The organism is Pseudalgibacter alginicilyticus (assembly GCF_001310225.1).
Taxonomy (GTDB): Bacteria; Bacteroidota; Bacteroidia; order Flavobacteriales; family Flavobacteriaceae; genus Pseudalgibacter; species Pseudalgibacter alginicilyticus.
This window is the reverse complement of sequence record NZ_CP012898.1, coordinates 3,192,779-3,214,889: the sequence shown is the minus strand read 5'-3', so window position 1 is coordinate 3,214,889 and position 22,111 is coordinate 3,192,779. Positions and strand designations below refer to the sequence as shown.

17 protein-coding genes and 2 tRNA genes are annotated in these 22,111 nt (G+C 31.9%); 8 read left to right on the top strand and 11 right to left on the bottom strand.

What is annotated here, in order from left to right:
• The first annotated feature begins 150 nt into the window (after window positions 1–150).
• Complete coding sequence (locus tag APS56_RS13320; RefSeq protein WP_054729194.1) at window positions 151–951, top strand: aspartate dehydrogenase domain-containing protein; 801 nt, start codon at window positions 151–153, stop codon at window positions 949–951.
• On the opposite strand, the gene APS56_RS13315 is transcribed toward APS56_RS13320, so the two are convergent.
• From APS56_RS13315 to APS56_RS13285, 7 genes are all read right to left on the bottom strand, one after another.
• Entirely contained in the window at window positions 938–1,855 is a 918-nt protein-coding gene (locus tag APS56_RS13315; RefSeq protein ID WP_054729190.1) for an NAD(P)-dependent oxidoreductase, read from the bottom strand. The genes APS56_RS13320 and APS56_RS13315 overlap by 14 nt on opposite strands.
• 317 nt (window positions 1,856–2,172) lie before the next feature.
• Window positions 2,173–5,025, bottom strand: a complete 2,853-nt coding sequence (gene polA / locus APS56_RS13310; RefSeq protein WP_054729187.1) for a DNA polymerase I — start codon at window positions 5,023–5,025, stop codon at window positions 2,173–2,175.
• A 396-nt stretch (window positions 5,026–5,421) separates the two neighbouring features.
• Window positions 5,422–6,312: a leucine-rich repeat domain-containing protein gene (locus APS56_RS13305; RefSeq protein ID WP_257720178.1), complete on the bottom strand. Its 891-nt coding sequence runs from the start codon at window positions 6,310–6,312 to the stop codon at window positions 5,422–5,424.
• Window positions 6,313–6,542: 230 nt separating this feature from the next.
• Window positions 6,543–7,187: a leucine-rich repeat domain-containing protein gene (locus APS56_RS13300; RefSeq protein ID WP_054729181.1), complete on the bottom strand. Its 645-nt coding sequence runs from the start codon at window positions 7,185–7,187 to the stop codon at window positions 6,543–6,545.
• Between the two features lie 73 nt (window positions 7,188–7,260).
• Window positions 7,261–7,878, bottom strand: coding sequence for a response regulator transcription factor (locus APS56_RS16990; protein WP_054729177.1), 618 nt, complete (start codon window positions 7,876–7,878; stop codon window positions 7,261–7,263).
• Window positions 7,879–8,089: 211 nt separating this feature from the next.
• Window positions 8,090–9,685 (bottom strand): T9SS type A sorting domain-containing protein, encoded by a 1,596-nt coding sequence (locus tag APS56_RS13290; protein ID WP_054729174.1) that lies wholly within the window; start codon window positions 9,683–9,685, stop codon window positions 8,090–8,092.
• 181 nt (window positions 9,686–9,866) lie between these two features.
• Window positions 9,867–11,600, bottom strand: a complete 1,734-nt coding sequence (locus APS56_RS13285; protein WP_169786441.1) for a histidine kinase dimerization/phosphoacceptor domain -containing protein — start codon at window positions 11,598–11,600, stop codon at window positions 9,867–9,869.
• Window positions 11,601–11,872: 272 nt separating this feature from the next.
• Between APS56_RS13285 and APS56_RS13280 the strand changes: the two genes are divergently transcribed.
• Together APS56_RS13280 and APS56_RS13275 are read left to right on the top strand one after the other, a co-directional pair.
• On the top strand, window positions 11,873–13,108 hold the full coding sequence (locus APS56_RS13280) for a metallophosphoesterase (RefSeq protein WP_054729170.1): 1,236 nt from the start codon (window positions 11,873–11,875) through the stop codon (window positions 13,106–13,108).
• A gap of 144 nt (window positions 13,109–13,252) precedes the next feature.
• Window positions 13,253–13,549 carry a thioredoxin family protein gene (locus tag APS56_RS13275; RefSeq protein WP_054729165.1) on the top strand — a complete coding sequence of 99 codons (297 nt, stop codon included), beginning with the start codon at window positions 13,253–13,255 and terminating at the stop codon, window positions 13,547–13,549.
• A 293-nt stretch (window positions 13,550–13,842) separates the two neighbouring features.
• Here APS56_RS13275 and APS56_RS13270 read toward each other — a convergent pair.
• The 3 genes from APS56_RS13270 to mutS all read right to left on the bottom strand — a co-directional run bounded on the left by APS56_RS13270 (window position 13,843) and on the right by mutS (window position 16,766).
• Window positions 13,843–13,926: transfer RNA gene (locus APS56_RS13270), tRNA-Leu, on the bottom strand.
• Window positions 13,927–13,983: 57 nt separating this feature from the next.
• Window positions 13,984–14,055: transfer RNA gene (locus tag APS56_RS13265), tRNA-Gly, on the bottom strand.
• 98 nt (window positions 14,056–14,153) lie between these two features.
• Entirely contained in the window at window positions 14,154–16,766 is a 2,613-nt protein-coding gene (gene mutS, locus APS56_RS13260) for a DNA mismatch repair protein MutS (protein WP_054729163.1), read from the bottom strand.
• Between the two features lie 191 nt (window positions 16,767–16,957).
• Here mutS and APS56_RS13255 point away from each other — a divergent pair, with 191 nt between their 5' ends.
• The 5 genes from APS56_RS13255 (at window position 16,958) to APS56_RS13235 (ending at window position 20,657) form a co-directional block, all read left to right on the top strand.
• Window positions 16,958–17,497: an RNA methyltransferase gene (locus APS56_RS13255; protein WP_054729160.1), complete on the top strand. Its 540-nt coding sequence runs from the start codon at window positions 16,958–16,960 to the stop codon at window positions 17,495–17,497.
• Window positions 17,498–17,711: 214 nt separating this feature from the next.
• On the top strand, window positions 17,712–18,074 hold the full coding sequence (locus APS56_RS13250) for a PID-CTERM protein-sorting domain-containing protein (RefSeq protein WP_157757673.1): 363 nt from the start codon (window positions 17,712–17,714) through the stop codon (window positions 18,072–18,074).
• Complete coding sequence (locus APS56_RS13245; RefSeq protein WP_054729155.1) at window positions 18,061–18,642, top strand: exosortase/archaeosortase family protein; 582 nt, start codon at window positions 18,061–18,063, stop codon at window positions 18,640–18,642. Before APS56_RS13250 ends, APS56_RS13245 begins: the two co-directional genes overlap by 14 nt.
• A complete protein-coding gene (locus APS56_RS13240) occupies window positions 18,635–19,039 on the top strand; it encodes a hypothetical protein (RefSeq protein WP_054729152.1) in 405 nt (134 codons plus the stop codon). Before APS56_RS13245 ends, APS56_RS13240 begins: the two co-directional genes overlap by 8 nt.
• A gap of 154 nt (window positions 19,040–19,193) precedes the next feature.
• Complete coding sequence (locus tag APS56_RS13235) at window positions 19,194–20,657, top strand: potassium/proton antiporter (RefSeq protein ID WP_054729149.1); 1,464 nt, start codon at window positions 19,194–19,196, stop codon at window positions 20,655–20,657.
• A 143-nt stretch (window positions 20,658–20,800) separates the two neighbouring features.
• On the opposite strand, the gene APS56_RS13230 is transcribed toward APS56_RS13235, so the two are convergent.
• Window positions 20,801–22,111 (bottom strand): hypothetical protein, encoded by a 1,311-nt coding sequence (locus tag APS56_RS13230; RefSeq protein ID WP_236778424.1) that lies wholly within the window; start codon window positions 22,109–22,111, stop codon window positions 20,801–20,803.

The window sequence follows — 22,111 nt, the reverse complement described above, 5'->3', positions numbered from 1 at the left end:
ATAACAAACATCTTAATTCATTATTCAAACAAACTACTAAGTTTAGATTTTAGTATGATTATTTTCTTTAATAAAAATTAAAATATAGGAATATTTAAGCCAAAAAAAACGTAATTGGTTTTGAATTAAAAAAGCAATATGTTTGCCTGTATGGAAACTAAAACATTAGCTATTGTTGGCTGCGGAAAGCTTGCAAGCATAGTATTACAAGCATTAGACAAAGGCTTATTACCCGATTATAAAATTATTGGCACCTATTCAAGAACTTTTGAAAAAGCTCAAAATTTTGCTAACTTCATTCAACAATCTAAAAACGGTGGCTCATGCATCGCATGCTGTTCGCTACAAGATTTATTAGACTTAAAACCTGATTATATTGCTGAAATAGCATCTCCAGACGCTTTGAAGGAATTAGTGATTCCCGCCTTAAAGAACGGTTCCTCTATTGTAACGCTTTCTATTGGAGGTCTTGCTGATGCAGAATTTTATGAATTGGTTAAAAAAACAGCTTCAGAAAACCGAACACGCGTTCATATAGCATCTGGTGCCATTGGTGGTTTTGATGTTTTAAGAACAGTTTCTTTAATGGAATCCAGTACAGTAACCTTTGATACAACAAAAGGGCCAAGACCTTTAAGACGAACCCCTGTTTATGATGATATTATAGAAACCGAAACACGTCAAGTTTTTGAAGGAAATGCTGTTGAGGCTATTACACTTTTTCCGCATCAAGTAAACGTTTCTGTAGCTGCAGCATTGGCTTCCACAGGACCTGAAAATGTTAAGGTCTCCATTACATCTGTTCCAGATTACGTTGGAGACAAACACCGTATTGCAATAAAAAGCCAGCAAGTTCATGCTGTTATAGACATTTATAGTCAAACAGCACAAATTGCAGGCTGGAGTATTGTTAATACATTAAGAAATATAACTGCTCCTATTGCTTTTTAAAGTAAGCGGTTACATTTGCTAAAACTTTTTCACTTAGCCTTATAAATGCTTGTTGAGTTCTACCTGTAGAAACCTGTAAGCAATTTACGTTTGGTTTGCTTAATAAGTGCTCATGACCTAAAGCACCAAGGGTATCACAGTACACAACATTATCACCTGTATTTAACCATTCTTCAAATGGCTTGGCATCCCATGCAGGCGATAATCCTGTGTTAAATAATATCTTTTTATTACCCAATTTAGAAAACTCGTTTTCATGCAATAAAATGGTATTTTTATTTAAACATGCAATTAGTACTTCGTTTACCTCAAGCAATTCTTCTAAAGGTAAAAACTCATAGCCTTTGCCTTTGGCTTCTTGTTTTTCACTACGAGCAAAATACGTGATATCTGCTCCTAAAAAATGAAGCGCATCAGCAACCATACCTCCTGATTTCCCCAACCCTATAATACCTGTTTTTAATCCTGTTATTTCTCGTGGAATACCACTCCAGGCTTTTCTTGGTTTTCCATCTGACGTAGTTCCAAAACCGTGTAAACACCTAACTAATTCGCTAATAACATATTCTACCACGCCTTCATCACCATAGTCACGCACACCCGTAACTGTAATACCCCGTGAATGAGCATAATGAATATCAACATTGGCACTCTCTGGCGCATATAAAGAGCAACACATCCCAATGTATTTTATATTAGGGCAACGCTCTATAATATCCTTGGTCAATGTTGATGTATAACTTAGTAATACCGCATCGGCATCTCCAATACGCTTTACAATTTCATCTGCATTGGATGGCATATCAGTATGTAGAATAAGTGTTTTTGCAAAAGATTCTAAGTCTTTATTTGCTGAAGGTATTAACCCTAAAGGCTCTATGCCTACTAATTTATTGAACTTCATAAATATTCGGTTTTCTGATTCTATTGTAAACAGGCAACATAGTAAATATTGCCATGAATATGAAGCGTTTTTATCTAAATATTACCCTTATAAAGTCATCACTTCTGCTAAAGGACAACATGACTATATTTCAATTGATTTATTCTATTTAAATTCTATAGTAGCAATCTCAATAAAATGCCAATTATCCCATTACAGGTGATAATTAACAAAAATATTCTAATAGAAAAACTCTACTGAAACCGTAGTGCTTAGAATATGTGATAAATTACTATTTCAAATTGAAGGAAGGGTATTGTTTTTTTATAAAACCCGTTTTAATGTGCCTCCAACCAATTTAATCCTGTATCAATTTCAACATCCAATGGCACTTCCAGCTTATAAGCGTGTTCCATTTCGGTTTTAACCAAATCTTTAATAGCATCTAATTCTGGTTTATACACATCAAAAACCAATTCATCATGCACCTGTAGAAGCATTTTAGTTTTATAATTATTTGCTTGAAGTTTCTTATAAATATTAATCATAGCAATTTTAATAATATCGGCCGCACTTCCCTGAATGGGTGCGTTTACCGCATTACGTTCTGCTGCCCCACGCACTACCGCATTTCGAGAATTAATATCTTTTAAATAACGTCTGCGTCCTAAAACGGTTTGCACATAACCATTATCACGTGCAAAATCAACTTGTTCGCTCATAAATTTTCTAAGCTTTGGATAGGTTTCATAATAGGTATCTATCAATTCTTTGGATTCACTACGAGATAAATTGGTTTGATTACTCAATCCAAACGCCGAAACGCCATAAATAATACCGAAATTTACCGTTTTAGCATTGCTTCGCTGTTCACGGGTAACCTCAGCAATTGGCACATTAAATACTTTGGATGCCGTAGACGCATGAATATCCTCACCATTTTTAAAGGCCGAAATCATAGTTTCTTCTTTACTTAAAGCCGCTATAATTCGAAGTTCTATTTGCGAATAATCGGCAGCCAACAAAATATAATCTTCATTTCTTGGCACAAAGGCTTTTCGTACTTGCCTACCGCGTTCTGTACGAATAGGAATGTTTTGAAGATTTGGGTTATTACTACTTAATCGCCCTGTAGCTGCAACAGTTTGCATATAATCTGTATGCACCCGTTTTGTTGAAGATTCAACCTGATTTGGTAGTGCATCAACATAAGTACTTTTTAATTTTGACAACCCTCTATAATCTAATATCTGTTGAATAATTTCATGATCTTTTGCTAAGTAGCTCAAAATTTCTTCACCAGTGGCATACTGTCCTGTTTTCGTTTTTTTAGGCTTGTCAACCAATTTCATCTTATCAAATAAAATATCACCTAATTGTTTTGGAGAGGCAATATTAAATTCCTCACCTGCAGCCTCGTAAATGCTTTTTTCAAGATTTGAGATATCAGTATTAAGCTGTTCAGATAAAGAATTCAAAAATTTCTCATCCAAATTAATTCCCTCCAATTCCATAGCTGCTAAAACACGTAGCAAAGGAATTTCAATATCATCAAAAAGAGTTTGCGTATTAGCTTCTCCTAATTCGTTTTGAAAAAGTTTTTTTAACTGCAAGGTGATATCGGCATCTTCTACCGCATATTCCGTTTGTTTTTCCAAAGACACATGGCGCATTGAAAGCTGATTTTTTCCTTTTTTGCCAATCAACGTTTCAATAGAAACAGGCGTATAATTTAAATAGGTTTCCGCCAACACATCCATATTATGACGCATATCTGGATTAATTAAATAATGCGCTAACATGGTGTCAAATAACGGCCCTTTAACCTCAATATTATATTTTGCTAAAACCTTAATATCGTATTTCAAATTCTGCCCAACTTTTTCAATAGTCTCGCTTTCAAAAAATGGTCGCAATTGTTCTATTAATTCTTGTGCTTCTTCTTTCTTTTCTGAAAATGGCAAATAAAAACCTTTACCTACTTCCCATGAAAATGCTATACCAACCAATTCTGCCGTTAAAGGATTTAACCCCGTAGTTTCAGTATCAAAACAAACAGACGTTTGATGCATTAAGTTTTTAACAAACAATTTTGTTGCTATACCAGGCGCTACACTTTGGTAAAAATGGGAGGTATTTTCAATGGTTTTGCGCTCTAAAGTATTTTCGGTTGACACTTCTGCGGAACTTGGTTCGGCTCCAAACAAAGAGAATTGTCCTGCTCCAGCCGATTTTACTTCCTTTGGTGTTTCTTTTGTTTTCGTGACTTCTGAAGCCTTATTTGTTACTTCACCAGGAGTTGTTTGTTGAACAGCAAAGGTTTTTGTAAAATTATCAATTAAACGCCTAAACTCTAATTCTTGAAAAATTTCGGTCACTTTAGGAACATCTGGTTCCGACATTTCGAAATCTTTAGCATTAAATTCCACTGGAACATCCAGCATGATGGTTGCTAATTTTTTAGATAGCAAACCCAATTCTCCATTCGCCTCCACTTTCTCTTTCATCTTTCCTTTTAACTGATCAGTATTGGCCAACAAGCCTTCCATACTACCAAACTGTGCTAAAAATTTCTTAGCTGTTTTTTCGCCAACGCCAGGAAGTCCTGGAATATTATCACTTGCATCACCCATCATGCCTAAAAAGTCAATCACTTGTAGAGGGTCAGTAACTTCAAATTTTTTCAGCACTTCAGGTATGCCCCAAGTTTCATACCCTCCACCAAATACAGGACGATACATAAAAATATTTTCTGAAACCAACTGTGCAAAATCCTTATCTGGCGTTACCATAAAAGTGGTATAGCCCTCTTTTTCGGCTTTCTTTGCAAGTGTTCCAATAACATCATCGGCTTCATACCCTTCTTTTACCATAATAGGAATATGCATGGCTTCAAGAATATTACAAATATGGGGAATGGCTGTTTTTATACCTTCGGGTGTTTCATCTCTATTTGCTTTGTAAGCTTCAAATATTTCTACACGGTCTGCACTACCTCCTTTATCAAAACAAACAGCTAAATGGTCTGGTCGTTCTCTTTTTATTACATCCAAAAGTGAATTCATAAACCCCATAATGGCAGAGGTATCTTCGCCTTTGGAATTGATTCTTGGGTTTTTTATAAAGGCATAATAACCCCGGAAAATTAATGCATATGCATCTACTAAAAAAAGGCGTTTTTTATCTGACATGTTGTTGTTTTTTGATAGAATTTCAAAACTACAAAAAAGTTATGGTTATTATTTGAAAATATGGACGTTTGGTTTTTTTTAAGAAGGTATAATCCCGATTAAAACGTACTAATATCTAAAACTTTATCTTTTGTGGAGAGTACTTTTCACCAATGATATTTCACAATTATATAGTTGAAATGCTTTGATTTTCTGAATGTAAAATATGTATTGTAGTACTGGAAGGGTTAAGATAAATAGCTATAGTGTTGTGGTGTTGAATTATTGGTAATAAATATTTATGTTGTTTATGGAATTTTAAATCATTTTTTAAGCCACTTTCTTTTTAGAAATTTGTATCGCACAAAAAAAGCCGAAGTATTAAACTCCGGCTTTTTAAAAGTTAAAAAAATAAACTTATCGTTTTATAAACTTTTTGGAGGTAATACCTTTATTTGTGTAAATATTTGCAATATAAACACCGGTATTTAAATGATTAATTGCTATTTGGTTGTTTGTACCAGAAGCTACTTTAACTTTAGCACCTGTAATTGCGTATATTTCTACTTGTTTTATGGTAATAGATTGGCTTGTTATGGTTAAGGTATTTGTATTTGTAATTATATATAATTGTTTTGATAAGGCTATCTCTTGTGTGGATAATGTTGAATTTTCTACTATAGTTTTAAAATTCCTCCAATTAGCATCTGTATATATTTGTGTTGTACCTGTTGGTATGGTTAAAGTTATAAGACTATTATTATAAAATGTATTATTTTCTAATCTTGCCGGGTTTTCACTTTCTGATATAACATTTGTTATATCATTATAATCGAAAGCTTTTTCTCCTATATAAGTTACAGATTTTGGAATAGTAATACTTGTTAAATCATTATAACTGAAAGCACTTTCTCCTATTGAAGTTAAAGAGCTTGGAAAAACAACGCTTGTTAAATTAGCAGTATTGAAAGCTCTTTCTCCTATTGCCGTTATAGTATAATTATTATTATCATAATCAACACTTGTATCTATTATTACATCTGTACTTGTTCCTGTGTAGTCTATAATGCTAACTTCAAGTGGGTTCGTGTTTATTATTTCATATACCATATCTCCTAATGTAAATTTTTCTGAAATTATAAACCCTGTCCATCCAGCATCTATATAAGCTTGGGTTGTACCTTCTGGTATGATTAAATGTATGGTGCTATTATCTAAAAACGCATTATTTCCTAATGTTGCAGGAGTTTCATCTTCTGATGTCACCTCTGTTATGTTAGTGTGATTATAAAAAGCAGCTTCTCCTATTGCAGTAACAATATAATTGTATGCGCTATTATTTGGGTTTTCTACATCTGATACTATGGTTATGGCTGTTCTTGTTGGATTAGTAGAACCTACAACACTAACTTCATAAGGGTTGGTATTTGTTACTTCGTAAATAATAGTAAGTACCGTAAAACGATTATTAATAGTTTTAAACCCTGTCCAGTTGGCATTATAATAAGCTTGTTCACTACCTTCAGGTATGGTTAACTCTATGTTTTAAGTTGAGTAACCAACAAGGAATCGTCATCAAATACATTACTTGTTATTGTTGCAGGATTTTCGCTTAGAGAAATGACTTCGGTTAAATCATTACCAACAAAAGCATATCTTCCTATTGAAGTTACAGAGTTTGGAATAGTAAGACTTGTAATATCATTTGAAGTAAAAGCTCTTTCCCCTATAGAAGTTACACCACTACCAATAGTAAGACTTGTAATATTATTATAACTAAAAGCATAATCTCCTATTGAGATTACACTATTTGGTATATCAACACTTGTAAAATTATTGTCTTGAAAAGCACGATTTCCTATTGAAGTAACAGCATTACCAATTGTAACACTTGTTAAAGGACCTTCGTTATGGGTTTGTTTAAAAGCTTCATCACCTATAGCTGTTACATTATAACTATTGCCATCATCACTAACTATTAAAGGAATATCAACAGAGGTGCTTGTACCGCTATAGTCTATAGCTTTTACTTTACTAGCTCCTCTATCAGTAATAAATGTTATTTGGTACTCAATACCATTATTTGCAGTAAAAGTATCACCAACTTCTTGTGCATTTACTTGTGTTGTAAAAATACCGCAAAGCACGGTAAGTAATAATCTGTAAAATAATTTTGTTTTCATAATTAGGGCTTTTTTGATTAAATTCAAAAATAACACCTAAAAAAAACCTATAGTTCACCCATTGGGGTGATATTTAACTATTTGTAATTGTTTTTAGTTTTATAATAACCTCCGAGCGCGAGTGTACATCTAGTTTTTCGTAGATGCTTTTTATATGTGTTTTTATGGTATTAATGCTTACAAAATGGGTTTCTGCCATTTGATTATTAGTACTGCCTTGGTAGATGTCTTTTAAAATATCAAACTCTTTTTGGGTGATTGTATTAGAAATGGTGTTATTAATTAATTCAAGATGTAAAGCCTCGGTTTTATTGAATTTGTAATAATTTGAAACGGCTATTTCAATGGCAGAAAACAGATCTGCTTCATCAAATGGCTTCACAATATACCCCATTGGAAGCGTATGTTTTACTTTGTCAATAATTTCTTTATTGGAATAAGAAGTAAGGTATAAAAATGGAATTTGGAAGTCGGAATTTATAGCTTCGGCAATTAAAATACCATCTAAATTATCGCCAAGATTAATATCGAGCAACACTATATCTGGCGATGTTTGTTCAAGTAAATTAATAGCTTCTATTTTAGTATGTGCTATACCAACAACCTGATAATCTATATTGGTAAGGGCTTCTCTAATATCTTCTGCTATAAAAGGATCGTCCTCAACAATAAGAATATGAATTTTACTCATTCAATTTTTCAACTTTTTAATCGTAAATATATAAAAAGTGTTTAATTAATTTATGAGCTTTTCTTATTTCATTTTTTTTAAAGAATTATTCGGGATAGATTTATAAAAAGGAACAAGTATCAATAACGATGAATGCATTAGTTATTTTCTTTAACAAAACCATGTTTCATTAAAGTTAACATAACAAGACATGGCATTATTAGTTTGGTATTTACCTAATAATAAGCTTTTTAACAGTCTTTGTATTCTCACTAAAAACACTTAATAGATAAAAGCCTGAATGTAATGAGCTAATATTTATATTAGTTGAATTAGTTGTTTTTAAAACTAGTTTTCCAGACAAATCAAATAGCTCAATTTTAGTGATGGGCTTTGTTGAGGTGATATTAATAATATCTGTTGCTGGGTTTGGATATACTAGAAAATTAGAGATTACGTTAATATCGTTTGTAGATAAGGTATTTGTCGTTTCATAAGCTCCAATATCTATAGCGCTATTTATTATTCTATTGGTTTCTCCTGTTATATCATAGTTTTCTGTAATAAGGCTGCTATCACCAGCATCTATCAATGGAGAGTTTGTTACTAAAGAAAAACCATCATCGGTAGTATTCCATACATCATCAGCACCATCAGGGTCATTAACATCTATAAATATACTGCTTGCATCTAAACCAGTTAGGTCAACAAACCCTGTAGTTGCTTCTAAATCTGTGCTAGGATTATCTGAAGCAATGTTAGATGTACTAGCTGAAAAAGCTCCATTAATATCAATAGTACCATTATTGTAAAATACGGTGTTAAATAGTGTCAAATTGTTTCCGTTATATAAACCTGCAGAATTATTAATGAATGTACTATTGGTTATAGTCATATCTCCGCTATTATAAACAGCACCATTATAAGCTGCTGAATTATTATAAAAAAGAGCGTTTACTATCGTGTAAGTTTCCATTTGGTTTTCGGTATATACACTTCCGCCGAGAAAGTTTGCTGTATTATCTATAAATGCTACGTTAGTTAATGTCGTACTTGTAGTTTCCGCAGAGCCTCTTGTGCTTATAGCTCCTCCATTTTCACTTGAATTATTTTTAAAGATGGCATTCTCTATGGTAATTACGGAGTCAAGGTTATCTACAGCACCACCATAAGATTGTACGTTATTATTTGTGAAGGTAGCATTATTTATTGTGAGCGTGCTATTTATCGCTATTATAGCACCTCCAGAACCACTACCTGTAGAATTATTATCAAAAACTACATTTCCTAATATTGGTGATGCTCCGTAACTCAAATAAAGTGCGCCGCCAGAGCTTGTTGCGTTATTATCTATAAAGTTAATATTATACAATTCTGGAGTGGCATTATTAATTTCTATTGCAGCACCTCTCTGTGCTGACCCATTTATAAATGTAAAATTTTCTAATACGGTGCCAGATGTCACTTGGTTAATCCACATGATAGCATAGGTGTTTTCTCCATCTAAAGTTGTAATGCCATCTTGTACATTGGTACTGGTATCATATCCTCCTTTTAGAATCGCATCAGCATGAGAAATTATTATTCTAGCCCCTTCTATATGAATACCTTTAGCTATGCGAATTTCTTCATTTATAGAAACGTAATCCACAGCCGTTTGTATACTTGTATAGGCATCCGTCCAAGAACTACCATCATTAGCGCCAGTAGCTGTGTAATCTACATAAATTTGTCCGTAAGACAGGCTAACTAAAAAGAAAAAAACTAATGTGCTTACCTTCTGTAATGTTGTAAAATTCATTGTTAAATTGTGTAATTGTTGTTTCATAGATATTTCGGGTTTAATTAAAAACCAAAACTAACTATCGATTAACAAATACAACTCACCCCTTTGGGTGATATTTATTAAAAAACAAGGGATTATAAGAATACGATACACATATAAATTTCTAAAAAAGAAATTTGAAGTTAAAAAACTGCATAAAAATATTGAATGTAGATTTACAAAATCAATTAGTTTTTATATTAGGCATAGCCAAGACTATTTCAGTTCCTCTTTTTGAAGAGTTAAGATCCAACTTAGCTTTTAATTTTTCGCTAAACGCTTTAATGAGTCTAAACCCTAAACTGGAAATTTGATCAATATTAAAATCTTTTGGCAAACCTTTACCATTATCAGTAACAGATAGAATTAATAAGTTGTTTTTAATTTTTAAACTTATATCTATAACTCCCGAAGTTTGATCAGTAAAAGCATATTTTAAAGCATTGCTAATTAACTCGTTAATAACAAGCCCTAAGGGAATTATGGTATCAACATCTAATTTTATAGTATCTATACCTAGCTTAAGTTCTATACGTGTTTCATCTACTTGATAATTTTTAATCAAGCTTTTTGCTAATTTATTTACATAATCATTAATCTCTACACCTATAAGATCGGTATCTTGATATAAATTTTGATGAATTAATGCCATAGCTTTTACACGATCTCGTCCTTCTTGTATGGCTTGAGATGCTTTAACATCACTTATTTGGCGTTGTTGCAAACTCAATAATGAAGATATAACTTGCAAATTGTTTTTTACACGATGATGTATTTCTTTTAGAAGAATATTTTTATCTTCTAAAGTTGTTTCTAATAGTGCTTTTTGTTCGGCTAACAATTGATTCTTTTTTCTGTTTTTAAAATAAAAGAAAGTAACTAATAAAAGTAGTACCCCTAAAAACCAGAGGCTATTAATAAACAGTTTTTCATTGGCTTTTTTAATCTCTAATTCGCGCTCTTTTTTTTCAGTTTGATATTTAGTTTCTAAATCATAAACTGTTTGATCGCGCTGCTTTTCTTTTTTTTCAACAAAAATTTCATGATACTTTTTATGATAATCAAATGCGGTTTTATAGTCTTTAAAAGCATAAAAATATCCTGATAACGCATTATACAAATTACCTTTTGCACGCATAGCTGTTATGTTTTCGGCTTCAATAATGGCGCGTTTAATTAAGGGCTTCATCCTAATAGAATCTTTTAAAGCTGCTTTGGCTTCAATTAAATACATCAGGTTTTTTTCAGAATCTAAATTATCTTGATGTATTTCTACAGATTTTTCTAAATAAGGAATAGCTTCTTTAAATTGTTTCTGACGAATAAATAAATTTCCAAGATTAGCATAAATATTAAAATCTAACTCATTATTAACACGTATATCTAAACTTGCTAACATAATTTCTTCAGCCTTTTGATACTTTTCTAATGAGGAATAGATAGACCCTATGTTAATTAAACATTTTTTTTGAAGCATGTAATCCTTATCTTCTTTAGCAATGTTATAAGCGGTATTATAGTATTCTAATGCCTTTTCATAATTGTCTGAAGTATGAAACATAACCCCCAACGAATGGTAAATAGACGAAGCGTAATTTAGATTGTTTTTTTCACAAATTTCAATCCCTTCAAAATAAAATTTACTCGCTAAAGCATAATCACCGCTTACAATTTCATGATATAAACCCTGACTCTCAAGAGCCATTGCCATACCCAAAAAATAATTATTATTTTTCGCTATTTGAAACGCTTGTTGACTGTAAAATAGTGCGCTATCATTTTCTATTAAGGTAAGTTCCCATGCTCTATCTATTAAAGTATTAATTGTGTTTTTTTCATTTTCTTGAAAGTAAAAAATGTTGTTATTGTTTTTAGAAAAAAAAATGAATGGAAGTAAGAAAAATACGATGTGTTTCAACAGCTGTTTTATTAGTGAATTTATAAAAACATCCATATTTAATAGTAAGTCAATGCTGTATATACGTCGCTTATTTTTCAAATTGATGTTAAGTTACTCCAAAAAAACAAAAAATATGTGATATGCCATGACATTAACTCAATCAAATACTTAGGAATTTAAGTATTTGTAAATTCTTATACCTGTTATTGTTAAATCTTAACTATAAGTTAAAAATAAAGCCTTTTAAAAATATTACTTTGTAATACTATTACCTTTAACCCTAAAAAAACATGCTTCGCTGGATTACTTTTATTATTATTTACTTGATTGCAGATTTTTACGCCTTTCAAGCATTTAAAACAGCCGTAAAAAGCAATTGGCTTCAAATAATATATTGGCTTATATCTGCTTTAGTGTTAGGCAATTTTGTTTTACAATATTATGGGTTTAACAGAAGGGATGGCTTTTCGCACCAACATGCTTACGCCGTAGGTTTTTTAATAGCACTCATAGCTCCTAAAGTAATTTTAGGGTTGAGTATGTTTACAGAAGATGTATTTAGAGTTCCACAGGCACTATTCAGATATTTTACTGAAGGCAACGAGGCCAAAGGCAATTATTTTGCATCGCGCAGAGCCTTTATAAGCAAAATAGCATTGGGTGTAGCTGCCATCCCACTTGCTTCTATATTATACGGCATTTTCAAAGGTAGATACAATTATAAAGTTTTAAAATACACTTTGTTTTTTGAAGATTTACCTAAAGCTTTTGATGGTTATAAACTTACCCAAATTAGCGATATCCACTCAGGAAGTTTTGATAATTTAGAAAAAGTTAAATATGCCGTTAGTTTAATCAATGAGCAAGAGAGCGATGTTATTTTATTTACCGGCGATTTTGTTAATGACAAAGCCGAAGAGTTAGTACCTTACAAAAACATTTTTAATAAACTAAAAGCTAAAGATGGTTTGTTTTCTATTTTAGGAAATCATGACTATGGCGATTATACCACTTGGGACTCAGAAACTGCAAAACGCAAAAATTTAGAAGACCTAAAAAATGTTCAAAAAGAAATAGGGTTTGATTTATTACTAAACGAACATCGTTATTTGGAAAAAAATGGAGAAAAAATCGCCCTCATTGGTGTTGAAAACTGGGGGACAGGTGGCTTTAAACAAGCTGGCGATTTAAAAAAAGCCTCACAACACATACAGGAAACCGATTTTAAAATATTAATGAGCCACGATCCATCGCATTGGGAGCATAAAGTAATTCAAGACAATTATCATTACCATTTAACCCTAAGCGGACACACCCACGGTATGCAATTTGGTATAGAAATACCTGGTTGGTTTAAATGGAGCCCTGCAAAATGGCGGTATAAATATTGGGCTGGTATTTATAAAGAGATGGGGCAATATATAAACGTAAATAGAGGTTTTGGCTATTTGGCATTTCCAGGACGTGTTGGCATTTGGCCTGAAATAACGGTAATTGAGCTCAAAAAAGGTAAAGAAATTGCATAAGTGATTTTTTAAGAAAATGATTTTTTTTTATTATTTTAGACAAAGCCGCATCAGTGCTATTTTGTTGATTTTATTGATAATTAACTTAATACGAAAAAAATGTGTAGGTTTGTATAATTTCATTTGACTAATAAACCAAAAAGTATGTCAAAATTTGGAGAACTTATAGATGTAGAAATTCCAGTATTATTAGAGTTTTATACTGAATGGAACGATCAATCTACTTCAATGCATCCAGTACTAAGGGATGTTGCAGCTGCATTAGGAGACAAAGCGAAAGTCATTAAAATTGATGTTGAGAAAAATGAAGAACTTGCAGAGGCTTTGCGAGTAAAAACATTGCCAACATTAATTGTATATAAAGACGGTGAAATGAAATGGCGTCAGAGCGGTGAGCAAGATGCTAATACGCTTATTAGTATTATGCAAAAATATTTCTAATGTTTCTTTTTTAATCCGATAACTCCCAGAAACTATATTTACAATTCAATCAAACTAAAAGTTGTGGAATTTTTAAATTCCATAAATTCAGCTATAAACATAAATCAAAGAATTCTAATCATACAGCATAAATCCTTGCCTTTGAAAACCTGAGATTATTTTTATAGATATATTGTACACAGCATATGCATTCGTAATACACTTGAATAGTGCTTACATAAAGCTTCTAAGAAACCTACCAAAACTAAAAAGCATAAAAAAACCTCCCATGTAATTAAACAAAGGAGGTTTAGTACTGAAGACGGGACTTGAACCCGTACGAACTAATGTTCATTGGATTTTAAGTCCAACGTGTCTACCAATTCCACCACTTCAGCTTACTTCGAAAATGCTAAGGCATATATCGACTTGGTATATTTATAAGAAAGTTTCAGAGCGAAAGACGGGATTTGAACCCGCGACCCCCACCTTGGCAAGGTGATGCTCTACCCCTGAGCTACTTTCGCAGTCTTTTTGATGAACGTACAATATCGCTATTGCGGATGCAAATTTAAAATTTTTCTACTAAAACCAAAGCCTTTTATCAAAATAAATAAAATTATTTTTAAGCTTGCTTTTTCTTTACCAACATACGCTTAATTTCATTCAATTTCATAAGCGCTTCTACTGGCGTAAGTGTATCAATATCAGTATGTAAAATTTCATCTTTAATATTTTCTAATAAAGGGTCATCTAAATTAAAAAAACTCAACTGTATGTCGTCTTGCATCAATTTCACCTTATCAGTAAGCTCTTCACTAGAATGAGATTGTTCTAATTTCTTCAAAATGGCATTGGCACGATGCAAAACTTGCTGTGGCATACCCGCCATTTTTGCCACATGAATACCAAAACTATGTGCACTACCACCTTCAACCAATTTTCTTAAAAAAAGTACATGATCTTTTAATTCTTTAACGGAAACATTGAAATTTTTAATACGTCCAAAAGTTTCAGTCATTTCATTTAATTCATGGTAATGGGTTGCAAATAGAGTTTTTGGTTTTGCAGGATGTTCATGCAGATATTCACTAATAGCCCAAGCAATAGAAATACCATCATAAGTACTGGTACCACGACCTATTTCATCAAGCAACACCAAACTTCTATCAGAAATATTATTCAAGATTGAAGCTGTTTCATTCATTTCTACCATAAAGGTAGATTCACCCATAGAAATATTATCACTGGCACCCACTCTCGTAAATATTTTATCCACCAAACCAATACGAGCAGACTCCGCAGGAACGAAGCTTCCTATTTGAGCCAATAGTACAATTAAAGCCGTTTGACGTAAAATAGCTGACTTACCAGACATATTAGGTCCCGTAATCATAATAATTTGTTGAGTTGTTCTATCTAAAAACACATCATTAGCTATATAAACATCACCAATTGGTAATTGTTTTTCTATAACTGGATGACGTCCCTCTTTAATCTCTAAATCATATGATTTATCTATGACTGGGTATATGTATTGATTATCTTTGGCCAACTGAGCAAACCCACATAAACAATCAATTTGCCCAATCAAATAAGCATTTTGTTGCACGGGTTTTATATATTGCCCCATCCACCCCACTAATTCAGTAAACAACTGCTGCTCAATAGCTTGAATTCTATCTTCAGCGCCTAAAATTTTAGCTTCATATTCTTTAAGTTCTTCAGTAATATACCGCTCTGCGTTAACCAAAGTTTGCTTTCTTATCCATTCTTCAGGAACTTTATCTTTATGTGTGTTTCGCACTTCAATATAATATCCAAAAACATTGTTTGACGCTATTTTAAGCGATGTTATACCAGTGCGCTCACTTTCGCGTTCTAACATGCTGTCTAAATAATCCTTACCTGATTTAGACAAGTTTCTTAACTCATCCAATTCTGAAGAAAAACCAACCGCAATACTATTTCCTTTCAAGACATTTACAGGGGCATCTTCATTTAAAGTCTCTTTTATTTTTTCACGAAGCACTTCACAGCTTTGAAGTGTATCACCTATAATTTTAAGCGACTCATTAGTACAATTTGACGCCAAGGCTTTAATAGGCACAATGGCTTCTAACGAGTTTTTAAGCTGAATAACTTCGCGGGGATTCACTTTCCCGGTGGCTATCTTTGAAATAAGACGCTCTAAATCGCCAATTTGTTTTACATGATTTTGAACTTTTTGAAGTATGGAAGATTCTGTTGTTAAAAAACTAACTACCTCATGGCGTTGTTTAATTTTATCAACGTTTTTTAAAGGCAATGCCAACCAGCGCTTGAGTAATCTTCCACCCATAGGTGAAATGGTTTTATCAATAACATTTAAAAGTGTTACGGCATTATTATTAGTAGAATTATAAAGCTCTAAATTTCTAATGGTAAATTTATCCATCCACACATAATCATCTTCTGCAATTCTTATAATTGATGTAATATGTTGTAATTTATGGTGCTGTGTTTCACCTAAATAATGCAAAATAGCCCCTGAAGCAACAATCCCCTCATGCAAGTCTTCAACCCCAAAACCTTTAAGTGTTTTGGTATTAAAATGCTTAATAAGCGTTTCATAAGCATAATCGGTTTGATAAACCCAATCCTCTAAATAAAACGTATGAAAATCATGTCCAAAAGTTTCATTAAAAAAGCTGCGTTTCTTTTTTGAAACCAATACTTCACTCGGATTAAAATTTTGAAGCAATTTATCAATATACTCTGCATTGCCCTGAGATGTTAAAAATTCACCTGTAGAAATATCTAAAAAAGAAATACCTATATAACTTTTATCAAAATATACAGAGCATAAAAAGTTATTTGATTTAGACACTAAAACCTCATCATTTAGTGCTACACCTGGTGTTACCAATTCAGTTACACCGCGTTTGACTATAGTTTTAGTTTGCTTAGGATCTTCCAACTGGTCACAAATCGCTACCCGTTGCCCGGCTTTAACTAGTTTTGGTAAATAGGTATTTATAGAATGGTGTGGAAACCCAGCCAACTCTATTTCACTTTCACTTCCTGCTCCACGCTTGGTTAAAATAATACCTAAAATACCTGCTGTTTTAACCGCATCTTCACCAAAAGTTTCATAAAAATCGCCCACCCGAAACAACAATAATGCATCAGGATACTTTGCTTTAATAGCATTGTATTGTTTCATTAACGGGGTTTCTTTTTTGTTTTTAGATGCCAAAGGATTTTGTTTTTTTAGTAAGTTTGCTAATGTAATTATTTTTCTATTTTCTTTGTAATGGTTGCCTTAGAAGTTATTGATAATTATTCACAATATTGATTAAAAAAAAACTTATGAATTATAAAAGTATTTTCAACTAAAACAGCAGTAAAACATATAAATACTCCTGGAAATGATTAAAAATATATGCTATGCGCAAACTGAAAAATAGCGAATTAGACCGACTAAGCATCAACGATTTTAAAGAAGCCAAGAAAACCCCTATCATTATTATACTTGATAATATTAGAAGTTTAAATAACATCGGTTCTGTATTTAGAACGAGTGATGCCTTTTTAATTGAAAAAATATACCTCTGTGGTATTACAGCCGTTCCTCCTCATAAAGACATCCACAAAACAGCTTTAGGAAGTACTGAAACAGTAGATTGGGAATATGTAGAAAACACAATAGACCTAATAAAAGCATTGAAAACTAATAATGTTCAAATTATTTCCATTGAACAAGCCGAAAATGCAACAATGCTAAATGATTTTACGATTAAACCACACACTAAATATGCCCTCATTTTTGGCAATGAGGTTAAAGGAGTTTCTCAAAACGTAGTTTCAGCAAGTGATTTAATTGTTGAAATACCACAATATGGAACAAAACATTCTTTAAATATTTCGGTAAGTTGCGGTGTGGTTGTATGGGATCTTTTTTCAAAACTTAAGAGGTTAAGCAATTAAACATTGACATTATTCATTTTAATCATCGTCTAACTAAATTTTATAAAACGCTACTTATCGCTACTTGCCACCCTTACAACTGAAGGTTTTTTCTTTCACAAATAACCAATAAACGATTTGTAGCTAATAAATTACTTTTTGTCGAAAAAAAAATATCAAGCCATGATTAATGTATTACTTTTATCATTGTTCTAACTTATTTAAAATTAAAAAAATGAAAACAAAAAACACTTTTATTAATTGCGTAGGTATTATAGCTATAGTACTTTCTCTAACTTTTACTACTAACACAAATGCAACAAATAGCATTGCTAACACAACTTCAAATTCTTCAAGTATAACATCAACAAGCCTGAGTACTTCGTTGTTTTTTTGGTCATGGTTTACTAATAACAATGGACAGAACAACAACAAAGGTGGAAACAAAGGTGGAAACAAAGGTGGAAACAAAGGTGGAAATAATGGTGGTGGAAAACACGACTCAATTCCTTTAGACGGTGGTCTTGGAATTTTAGTGTTAGGTGCTGCAGCTTTTGGTATTAAAAAATTACGCGGAAATAAAAATGATAAAGCTTAGTTCTTTAAAAAATGACATTCCTTTACCAATAAGGCTTTTCTTAGGAAAAGCCTTATTGTTTTTCATTGTTTGGAAACTTATTTATTCTGTATTCTTTTACGACTCAGAATATTTAGACCATCCACTTACAACACATGTAGGAGAAGCTTCTGCTTTTGTTCTAAATAATTTAGGCTCAATGAGCGGATTTTCATCCAAAAGAGAGGCTTCAAGTTATGCCTATGAAGGAAGTTCTTTTCAGAATGAAGTTTCAGTAATATACCACCACGATAAAATAATACTATACATAGCCAATGTTTGTAATGGTCTTGAATTAATGGTATTATATATAGGGTTTATTGTCTGCATGCCATCTTCTTTTTGGCGAAAGACGAAATACATTATATTAGGAGTAATTATTTTGGATGCCACAAATATTTTAAGATGTATAGGCTTAATATATCTAAGAGAATATTTTCATATATATTTTGATTTTGCGCACCATTATTTATTTAAAATCATGGTATATTCTGCCACTATAGCTCTTTGGGTTATATATTCACGAAAAATTCATTTAAAAAATGAGTAAACTTTACAAATCAGATAAAGTCCGCTTTATTGTTGGAGCCATCTTAATAATAGTTATTTATTCTTGTTATTATATTTTCTTTGAAGAAAACACGCAAGCAAATTTATTACCAAGAAAAACACAGCATGTAATAAAGTTTCTAACTACCATTGTTGTATACTTAATTGGCACTAAACACCTAGGAAAATTAAAAGATCTTTGGATGTCTTCAATATGGCACTTAATTCATATTTCTGGTTTGTGTATTATAACGCTAATAGGTTTGTATGATTGGTTTATCATGGAAACTAGTTTAAATGTTAAAGTATTTGTAAGTAGTATTCAAGAAACCCTTATATCTCCTGTTTTGTATTTAGCTATGGGATTGCTAAACAAAAGCTTAAAAAAAAGCACCTAAAAATTTAACTTATTATAAATGATTAAAATCATTTATAACTCATTAAAATTCATTAAATTCCACACCTCTCTTATCTCCTAATATAATATTAGGTAATAAGTGGTTTTTAAGAGTGTATTTTTTTTCATTAAGCTATTGCAATTAAAATTATAAGATGAATTTAACCATTGAAAACATTTTATTAGTAGGTTCTTTATTACTTCTTGCTAGTATTATTGCTGGAAAAACATCTTATAAATTTGGTGTACCCACCCTTATTTTATTTTTAGCTATAGGCATGTTAGCTGGTTCAGAAGGAATTGGAGGCATTCTTTTTGACGACCCAGAAATGACACAATTCATAGGAATTGTATCACTTAATTTTATACTATTTTCGGGTGGCCTAGACACAAACTGGAATAGTATCAGACCTGTTTTAAAAGAAGGCATTGCTCTTTCTACACTTGGCGTTTTATTAACGGCACTTTGTATTGGTGGTTTTGTTTGGCTTATTACAGATTTTACTATTTATGAAAGCATGCTATTAGGCTCTATCATGTCTTCAACAGATGCTGCAGCTGTCTTTTCTATTTTACGTTCTAAAAATCTTGCGTTAAAAACAAACCTCAGACCAACTTTGGAGTTAGAAAGTGGTAGTAATGACCCAATGGCCTATGTTTTAACACTTGCTTTTTTAATGCTTGTTGTTAATCAAGATCAAAGCATTTACTCTATCATCCCTTTATTTTTACAGCAAATGTCTATTGGCTGCTTGGCAGGTTTTATATTCGGAAAACTAAGCAAACTAATTATTAATAGAATTAAACTTGATTTTGAGGGACTATACCCTGTATTGGTTATTGCTTTAATGTTTATTACTTTTTCTGCAACCGATTTTATTGGAGGCAACGGCTTTTTAGCAATTTATATATGTGCTGTTTATTTAGGAAACCAAGACCTAATACACAAAAAAACCATCGTAAAAATGTATGATGGATTAGCTTGGTTAATGCAAATAGTATTGTTTCTTACCTTGGGATTACTCGTGTTTCCGTCTGAAATTATTCCAATTGCAGGCATAGGTTTACTTATTTCCGTATTTTTAATTATAGTTGCTAGACCTTTGGCTGTTTTTATAAGTCTTATGTTTTTTAAAATGAAACTCGGACGACGCTTTTACATTTCTTGGGTAGGATTACGTGGTGCAGTCCCTATTGTTTTTGCCACATACCCATTAATAGCCGGTATTGAAAAAGCCAGTATGATTTTCAATATTGTATTTTTTATTTCGGTAACCTCTATTTTGATACAAGGCACAACCTTAACACTTTTTGCTAAATGGTTAAATGTTGGATTACCAGAAAAAATTGAAACCGAAAGCGATAAATTCATGTCTGATTTCCCAAAAACAGCTATGAGAGAAATTGAAATTTCCTCAAGATGTCATGCTGCAAACAAAAAAATTGTAGACTTAGGTTTTCCAAAAAATGCTATCATAGCCTTAATTAAAAGAAACAATAAGTATTTAACCCCTAATGGTGCAACCATAATTGAACCTAACGATGTTTTAGTCATTCTTGCTGAAAATCAAGAAGGCTTGAACTTAGTAGATCAAACACTAAACAATATTAGCGCCTAATACATAAGGATTAATAATCTTTATGTGAAAATATTATTAAAATAAAACGGCTATTAAATAACATTTAAGAACCGTTTTTGATTTTTACTCCCTCTTAAGACACTTAATTTAAGTATTTACTTTCTTACTAAAAAAAGCAAAAACTATTTATTAACGTTATTCATGACGATGTTTCTATTAAGACGTAATCTATAATCTCTATTATTAGTACTATTTAAACCCCTAAAAAGTAAAGAATGGGTTGTTTTAGAGTATTTGTTTGAAAATTCAGGATTTGCATACCAATTTTCTAAATATTCACTACTTTCATGACTATACTTTGAAAACACAGCACCTTTGAAATTATTAAAAAGCACATTTTTAACCTGAATTCTAGATAAGTTTGTATCATTAAATATAATATTTTCATGAAGTGACACTGCCTTACTAAAACTTGATATAACACTGCTTTCAATTTTAAAATTAGTGTTTTCACCTACGTATATAGATTCTCTTATTAATCCCGCTTCAATAGCATATTCCAAATCATCAGCATCTGCTAAAAGCGTCATATTTGTTGCTACCACCTTGGTACCTTCCATAGAAAAATCAACATCTTCACCTACAAAAGAAGCCGCTCGAATACATTTAGACGTTCCAGAAGTGACATAAGGTGAACGAAGTGCTAAAGAATTATTTATATTGGATTTTGTTCCATAATCAAAATTATAATCAATATTTTTAGCTCTGTATGAAACCATTTTCTCCAAGTTTACTTGCCCTCCAATAATACCAAATGAATTACCCGCTGAATAACTTATCATAACATTATTTATTGTAGTTTCCGGGCCAACACCTGCTAAAAGCAAAGCATTAGTTTCATTTGTTTTTTTAGTTTTCCCTCCTGCAAATTCTACTCTTACGTAGGATAAATATCCTGAATTATTTTTAAGACTTTCACCACCATAATTTGTATGGACAAAATTTGAAGTTTCAATTTTAGGATAAAAAGAAGCTGCAAAACTTTCTCCTTGTTTATTAGTAACTCCATCACCAAGTATTATAATACCTCCCCAATCACCTGCTTTTTTCACACTCTGATTTGAAGTGAAAACAATAGGATCAGTTAAAGTTCCCTCTGCTATAATAGCTGAACCTTTTGCAATTGTTAAAGTTGCTTTAGATTCAAAATCGCCTTTAATAACAGTACCAGGCTCTATACTAAGAATGGCATTGTTTGTAACAAAAACATTTCCTAATAATAAATAAGTGTGAGATTTGTAAAGCGTAATATCTTCTGTAATATTACCCATCAAAATCTCAGTATTGTCATTATAATTTAACGCATCAGGTTTAAATTCTGTCCAGAGACTTAGCCAGTTATCATCACCCGTTAAACCTCTTTGTTCTTGCGCGTTAATACTGCTTGAAAACACTATTAACACAATTATTGTTTTAATATAACTTTTCATCAT